This window comes from Lysobacter niastensis (assembly GCF_015453285.1).
GTDB lineage: Bacteria > Pseudomonadota > Gammaproteobacteria > Xanthomonadales > Xanthomonadaceae > Lysobacter_J > Lysobacter_J niastensis.
Genome location: NZ_JADLZT010000001.1, coordinates 587,033 through 594,041, shown reverse-complemented (window position 1 = coordinate 594,041; position 7,009 = coordinate 587,033). Strand labels below are relative to the sequence as shown.

4 protein-coding genes and 1 tRNA gene are annotated in these 7,009 nt (G+C 67.8%); 3 read left to right on the top strand and 2 right to left on the bottom strand.

What is annotated here, in order from left to right; all coding sequences use genetic code 11:
- Positions 1-141 precede the first annotated feature (141 nt).
- On the bottom strand, positions 142-2,853 hold the full coding sequence (locus IU514_RS02720) for a YadA-like family protein (RefSeq protein WP_194929506.1): 2,712 nt from the start codon (positions 2,851-2,853) through the stop codon (positions 142-144).
- 178 nt (positions 2,854-3,031) lie between these two features.
- Between IU514_RS02720 and IU514_RS02715 the strand changes: the two genes are divergently transcribed.
- On the top strand, positions 3,032-3,508 hold the full coding sequence (locus tag IU514_RS02715; protein WP_194929505.1) for a nuclear transport factor 2 family protein: 477 nt from the start codon (positions 3,032-3,034) through the stop codon (positions 3,506-3,508).
- Between the two features lie 422 nt (positions 3,509-3,930).
- Here the strand turns inward: IU514_RS02715 and IU514_RS02710 are convergent.
- Positions 3,931-4,015: transfer RNA gene (locus IU514_RS02710), tRNA-Leu, on the bottom strand.
- Positions 4,016-4,278: 263 nt separating this feature from the next.
- Between IU514_RS02710 and rnk the strand changes: the two genes are divergently transcribed.
- Together rnk and parC are read left to right on the top strand one after the other, a co-directional pair.
- Positions 4,279-4,704: a nucleoside diphosphate kinase regulator gene (gene rnk / locus IU514_RS02705; protein WP_194929504.1), complete on the top strand. Its 426-nt coding sequence runs from the start codon at positions 4,279-4,281 to the stop codon at positions 4,702-4,704.
- Positions 4,705-4,758: 54 nt separating this feature from the next.
- Positions 4,759-7,002, top strand: coding sequence for a DNA topoisomerase IV subunit A (gene parC, locus IU514_RS02700; RefSeq protein ID WP_194929503.1), 2,244 nt, complete (start codon positions 4,759-4,761; stop codon positions 7,000-7,002).
- The last annotated feature ends 7 nt before the right edge of the window (positions 7,003-7,009 follow it).

Below are 7,009 nucleotides of genomic sequence, written 5' to 3'. Positions count from 1 at the left end.
CTGGGCGCGGGGGGGGGGGCCTACCGGGGGGGCGCTGGCGCGGCCCTCCTGGGGGTGGGGGTTATTCCGGTTTTTTTTTTTTTTGGGGGGGGGGGGGGGGGGGGGGGGGCCCCCGGCTGGGGGGCCCCCCGTCGTGGTTGCTTACAGGTCGATACCGAAACCGACACCGGCCGACTGGTCGTCGCTGCTGAAGGCACCGCCGATCGAGAACGACGCGCGTTCGCCGATGGCCTTCGAGTAACCGACCGAGAGCGCACCCTCGCCGTTCTGCCAGCCGGCACCGACGCCGATGCGGCCGTTTTCGCTGCGGCTGTTGGCCGCGTTGATCGCCATGTTCATCATCGCGGCGTTCATCGCGCCCTCGCGGTCGATGCGCTCGTCCTGTTCGGTCAGGCGCAGGCCGATGTCGTTGCTGAGGTTGGTGAACTGGTCGTTCAACGTCTGCAGCTTGGTATCGGTGTAGGTGTTGGCGCGGGTCAGCGTCTGCGTCGCAGTGGTGTCGGTGTAGGCGTTGGCGGAAGCCAGCGTCTGCGCATTGGCAGCCTGCACCTGGCCGACGTTGGCGGCGTCGGTCGCGGCGGTGCCGGCGGCGACGTTGGTCACACGGCGCTGCTGCGTGGCGTTGCCCATCGACACGGTGTTGGCCTGGTCGGCCACCGAGCCCTGGCCGATCGCCACGGCACCATTGGCGGTGACGGTGGCGGCCTGGCCGATCGCAGTACCCGATGCGGCGGTGACGTGCGTGTCGGCGCCGACCGCAACGGCGTTCGTCGCTGCCGCGTCGATCACGCTGTTGGCGCCGACCGCGACGCTGCCCTCGGCGTGGACATTCGCGCCACTGCCCAGGGCAACGTCGTTGCTGTCCTGCGCGTGGCTGCCTTCGCCCAGTGCCAGGCCGGTGCCGGAGCCGACCGGCATGCCGAGACCCGGGGTCTGCTCGAGGCCGAGCACGCGATCGGACAGGCTGGTGAACGCCGAGCTGAGGTTGGTGAACGAACCATCCAGCGCGCTGAACGCATCGCCGACGTTGAAGTAGCTGCTGCCCTGGATGACGTAGTTCGGCATGCCCAGCAGGCCGTTGATGTCGATCGACGAGCCACCGCCAAAAGCTGCCGCGACGGTGTTGAGCTGGGCGACATTGCTGGCGCCCATCGCGACCAGCATGTTGTTCACCTGGCCCACGTTGACGGCATCGGTGTCCTGCGTACCGGCGGCGACGTTGGTGATCTGACGCTCGTAACCGGCCGAACCCACCGACACGGTGTTGGCGCGGTCGGCCACCGAGTACGCGCCGATGGCGACGCTGTCGTCTTCCAGTGCGCTGCTGTTGTAACCCAGCGCGGCGCTGTTCTCACCGATCGCGAAGGCGTTCATGCCGATCGCCGAAGCGCCGTCGGCCATCGCCGTAGCGTAGTAGCCGGTCGCGTTGCTGCCGATGCCGGCGGCGGAGCTGTAGGCGCCAACGGCGCTGCTGTAGTCGCCCTGCGCGTTGGCCGTGTCACCCAGCGCGGTACTCGAAATGCCGCCGGCGACGGCCAGCGAACCGATGGCCGTGCTGAAGCTGCCTACCGCGGTGCTGTAGGAACCAACCGCGGTGCTGTTGTCGCCATGCGCCTCGGCGTAGGGGCCGTCGGCGATGCTCATCTTGCCCAGCGCGCGGCTGTAGGCGCCGCTGGCGGAGGCGTAGTCGCCGGCCGTCCACGCATACGCGCCGGTGGCATTGCTGAAGCGGCCAAAGGCATTGGAGTACGCACCGACCGCGGTACTGGCGAAGCTGTAGGCGTTGGCACGCGAGCCGAGGCTCGAGGTGTAGTCCTCGGCCGCGGTCGACAGGTAACCGATCGCGACGCCGGACATGCCCGACGCCCACGAGTAGGAGCCCATGGCGATGGACTCGTCGCCGATGCCGCCCGCGGCATAGCCAACGGCCACCGCGTCGAAGCCGTTGGCGAACGCCTCGTTGCCGATCGACATCGAGAAGGCACCCGTGGAGTACGCGCCGGTGCCGATGGAGATGGCGTATTTGTTCAGTGCGCGGGCATACGAACCGATGGCCAGGGTGTTGTCCTGCATGGCATGCGAATCCACGCCCATCGCGATGGCGAACTTGCCCGTCGCTTCGTTGTAGGGGCCGATGGCCGCGCTCATGACGCCCGACGCGCGCGCGCCATTGCCAATGGCGGTGGCGTAGGCATTGGTGGCACGGGCGCCGCCGCCGACCGCCGTGGCGTACTTCTGGGTCGCCTGGGAGCCCTGGCCCACGGCGACGGACTCGTTGCCCCAGGCCCTGGCGTTGTAGCCCACTGCGGTGGCCTTGGCCACGGGGTTGAGGGGGTCGGGGGTCGCGACGCCGGCCGAGGCGTTGGCGCCGACGGCGACGGACTGGTTGGCGTAGGACTTGGAGTTGCTGCCGTAGGCCGAGCTGTCCGTGCCGCTGGCGATGCTGCTGTTGCCGGACGCCGTGGAATTGTTGCCGCTGGCATTGGCCAGGTTGCCGAATGCCGAGCTGTTGTTTCCGGTGGCGCTGGCGCCGTTGCCCACGGCGGTGGCGTTGGCGGCGGTCGCGCTGCCGGCGGTGGTGTTGTTGCCGAAGGCGGAGCTGTTGTTGCCGATGCCGCGGGCGTTGTTGCCGAAGGCGGAGCTGTTGTTGCCACTGGCATTGGCCAGGTTGCCGACGGCGGTGGCGAAGGCGCCGGTCGCGGTGGCGCCGGCGCACTGGGTCTGACCCACGGTGGCGGTCGCGCAGTCCTGCGCCATGGCGATCGTGGGCGCCAGGCCCATGGCGACCAGCAGAGAAGCGGTGAGATTCGCGCGGTTGAGGGTCTTGGAACGCGCGTGACGAGCAGTTTTCACGAAAAAAATTCCCCAGAAATAAACGGATCGGCAACGGCCGGGCATGCGTCGGGCCTCCGGCACCAACCGCTCGACTTTGCTTTCGCTCCCAGGTGCTGACTCCCCCCTGCGTTGGGGGGGGCGCGGGGGCCCGCGGCATTGCCCAATGGCACCTCCCCCAAGCCCGTGGTAACCGCCTGTGCGCCGTCTGCTTCTCGCCGCTTCCCTCGCCCTGGTCACCGTCGCCGGCGCGCCTGCGCTCGCGTGGTCGCCTGCCCCCCAGCCGTCCCGCCCGTCGCCCGTTGCCGACGAAGCCGCGCAGGTGGTCGACTCCTTCATGGACGCGCTGGTCAGCGGGCGACTCGATGCGGCGCGCCAGCTGATGTCGCCCGATGCCGTCGTGATCGCCAACGGCCTGGTGCTTGGCCAGCGCGACAGCTACATCGACGGCGCCGCGAAAGGCGATTCCGCCGCATTGAGAACGGTCCAGCGCGAACTCGTGCGCCGCGACACCCACGCCGGCACCGATGCCGCCTGGGTGCTCAGTGAAAAGCGCCTGCGTTCGGCAGCCACCGCGCAGGGTCCGAGTGAAGTGGTGATCGAGACGATGCTGCTCGCGCGGACGAATGCCGGCTGGAAGATCACCCACATCCATTGGTCGGGCCGCCGCGGCTGACGCCGCGAACGACCATCACTGCTACGCCCAACACAATGCGCTGTACGACGCGGTGCATCGCACCAGCGTTCGTCAGCGTGACCCGGTGGGAGGGGTTGCCGGTCTCGGGGGAGATACCGGCAGCTCTTGTACGCGTCGGCGTGTCGCCTCGTGCGGCACGCCGGCGCGGCGCCCTTTGAGGGATGAGGAATTAGTTCGCGCCCGCGGGATGCGACGGCGTCGTTATCGATGCGGTCGCGCGGCAACGCCAACGCGCCGCAATGCATGTCGATCGAATGTCGATCGATCGGTCGCATGCGAGTGCATCCCGGCTTGCCCGGCGGTTCCGGATCGCAAGCGGACAATGCGTCGCGCCCTCCTGGGCCGGACCCGGACGCACAAAAAAACAAACCCCTGATTTCTCAGGGGTTTGTTCTGAATAGTGGTGCCCAGGAGAGGACTCGAACCTCCACGGTTTTACCCGCTAGTACCTGAAACTAGTGCGTCTACCAATTCCGCCACCTGGGCCTTCCGCTTCGGCGTGAGCCGTTGCGAGGCCGCGTATGTTGCAGTGCGTCGGGGGTGTTGTCAACGCCTTGTGACAAAAGAGTTGGAGAAAGTTTCGTCGCCGGACCCGAGGCGCCAGAAAACGCCAATGCGGGCCGGTTCTCATGAACGCGGAACGCGCTCCGGCTTGAAGCACCCGCGCATCGGGGCTATGGTCGTGAGACATCAAATAACTATGCGGGCGGCGCACCCGGTGCGTCGCCCGCGCTGCTTTGGAGATCCGCATGAGCCTTGCCAACCTGCCGCCGCTGCTGCTGTCGCGCCTGGACGTGGAGCGCATCGAAGCCCTGCTCGATCAGCCTGCGGTCGAGGGCATCGACACCACGGCTTTGCAGGCCGAACTGAACCGCGCCGAAGTGATCGAGCCGGCGCAGATGCCGTCCGACGTGATCACCATGAACTCGACCGCCCGCTTCCGCATCGCCGACGGCCAGCACGGGGCCGGCGAAGAGCGCGAACTGACGCTGGTCTATCCGCGCGATGCCGATGGCAGCCCGGACAAGGTGTCGATCCTCGCCCCGGTCGGCAGCGCGCTGCTGGGCCTGCGCGTCGGCGACGAAATCGAATGGCCGTCACCGGGCGGCACGCTGCGCCTGCAGGTGCTTTCGATCCGCTACCAGCCCGAGTCCGCCGGCGAACTGCATCGCTGAGCCGCCCGGCACCTTAGAATCGCCCGAGAACTTTTTCCGAGTCCGCTGCGCTCCATGAACGACACCGTCCGTCCGGTCTTCCACGGCTTCGAACAGATCCCGCTGCGCGAATACGCCGAGCGCGCCTACCTCGATTACTCGATGTACGTGGTGCTCGACCGCGCCCTGCCCTTTCTCGGCGACGGGCTGAAGCCGGTTCAGCGCCGCATCGTCTACTCGATGAGCGAACTGGGCCTCAACGCGGCCTCCAAGCCGAAGAAGTCGGCGCGCACCGTCGGCGATGTCATCGGCAAGTACCACCCGCACGGCGACAGCGCCTGCTACGAGGCGATGGTGCTGATGGCGCAGCCGTTCTCGTACCGCTACCCACTGGTCGAGGGCCAGGGCAACTTCGGCTCGACCGACGATCCCAAGTCGTTCGCGGCGATGCGCTACACCGAATCGAAGCTGACCCCGATCGCCGAAGTGCTGCTGGGCGAACTCGGCCAGGGCACTGTCGACTGGACGCCCAACTTCGACGGCACGCTCGAAGAGCCGACCTGGCTGCCCGCGCGCCTGCCGCACCTGCTGCTCAACGGCACCACCGGCATCGCGGTCGGCATGGCCACCGACGTGCCGCCGCACAACCTCAATGAGGTCGTCAGCGCCTGCGTGCGGCTGCTCGACGATCCCGATGCCACCACCCGCGACCTGTGCGAGCACGTGCTGGGCCCGGACTACCCGACCGCGGCGGAGATCATCACGCCGCGATCGGACCTGCTCGCGATGTACGAAAGCGGCCTTGGCAGCGTCCGGGCCCGCGCCACCTTCGTGAAGGACGGCGCCAACATCGTCATCACGGCGCTGCCGTACCAGGCGTCGCCGGGCAAGGTGATCGAGCAGATCGCCACTCAGATGCGCGCCAAGAAGCTGCCGTGGCTGGAGGACATCCGCGACGAATCCGACCACGCCAACCCGACCCGCATCGTGCTGATCCCGCGCAGCAACCGCATCGATGCCGACCAGCTGATGGGCCACCTGTTCGCCACGACGGACATGGAGAAGAGCTTCCGGGTCAACTTCAACGTGATCGGCCTGGACGGCCGCCCGCAGGTGAAGGGCCTGAAGGCGCTGCTCAGCGAATGGCTGAGCTTCCGCACCGACACCGTCGTGCGCCGCCTGAAGCATCGTCTGGAAAAGGTCGAGCGTCGCCTGCACCTGTTGGACGGCCTGCTGGTCGCCTTCCTCAACCTCGACGAGGTGATCCGCATCATCCGCGCCGAGGACGAGCCGCGTCCGGTGCTGATGAAGCGCTTCGACCTCAGCGAGGAACAGACCGACTACATCCTCGAAACCCGGCTGCGCCAGCTGGCGCGCCTGGAGGAGATGAAGATCCGCGGCGAACAGGCCGACCTGGAGATGGAGCGCGACCGCCTCATCGCCACGCTCGACAGCAAGGCCAAGCTGAAGAAGCTGATCAAGGACGAACTGCTGGCCGACGCGAAGAAGTTCGGCGACGCCCGCATTTCGCCGCTGGTCGCGCGCGGCGCGGCACAGGCGCTGTCGGAGACCGAGCTGGTCGCCAGCGAGCCGATGACCGTCGTGCTGAGCGAGAAGGGCTGGGTGCGCGCGGCCAAGGGTCACGATATCGACGCCGCAGGATTGAATTACCGCGAAGGCGACGAACTGCTGGCCGCAACGAAGAGCCGCAGCACGCAGCAGGTCGCGTTCCTCGACTCGACCGGCCGCTCCTATTCCACCGTCGTGCATTCGCTGCCCTCCGCGCGCGGCAATGGCGAACCGCTCACCGGCCGCTTCTCGCCGGCGCCCGGCGCCTCGTTCCAGGCCCTCGCCAGCGGCGACAACGACACGCGTTTCGTGCTCGCGTCGAGCCACGGCTACGGCTTCGTCACCCGCTTCGAAAACCTCACCGGACGCAACAAGGCCGGCAAGGCGATGCTGTCGCTGACGCCGGGCGCCAAGGTCGTGCAGCCGGCGCCGGTCGCCGACGTCGAGCAGGACCGGATAGTGGTTGTCACCAACGTCGGACACCTGCTGGCGTTCCCGGTCGGTGAACTGCCGGAGCTCGACAAGGGCAAGGGCAACAAGCTGATCGACATCCCCAAGGCCAAGCTCGGCACCGAACGCGTGGTCGCGGTGGCCGTGGTCTCGCCCGGCACGACACTCAGCGTGAAGTCGGGCACGCGCTCGATGTCGCTGTCGTGGAAGGACCTGGACACCTACCTCGGCGCACGCGCCAGCCGCGGTGGGCTGCTGCCGCGTGGGTGGCAGAAGGTCGAAGCCCTGGCGGTCGAGTAAAGCCCCG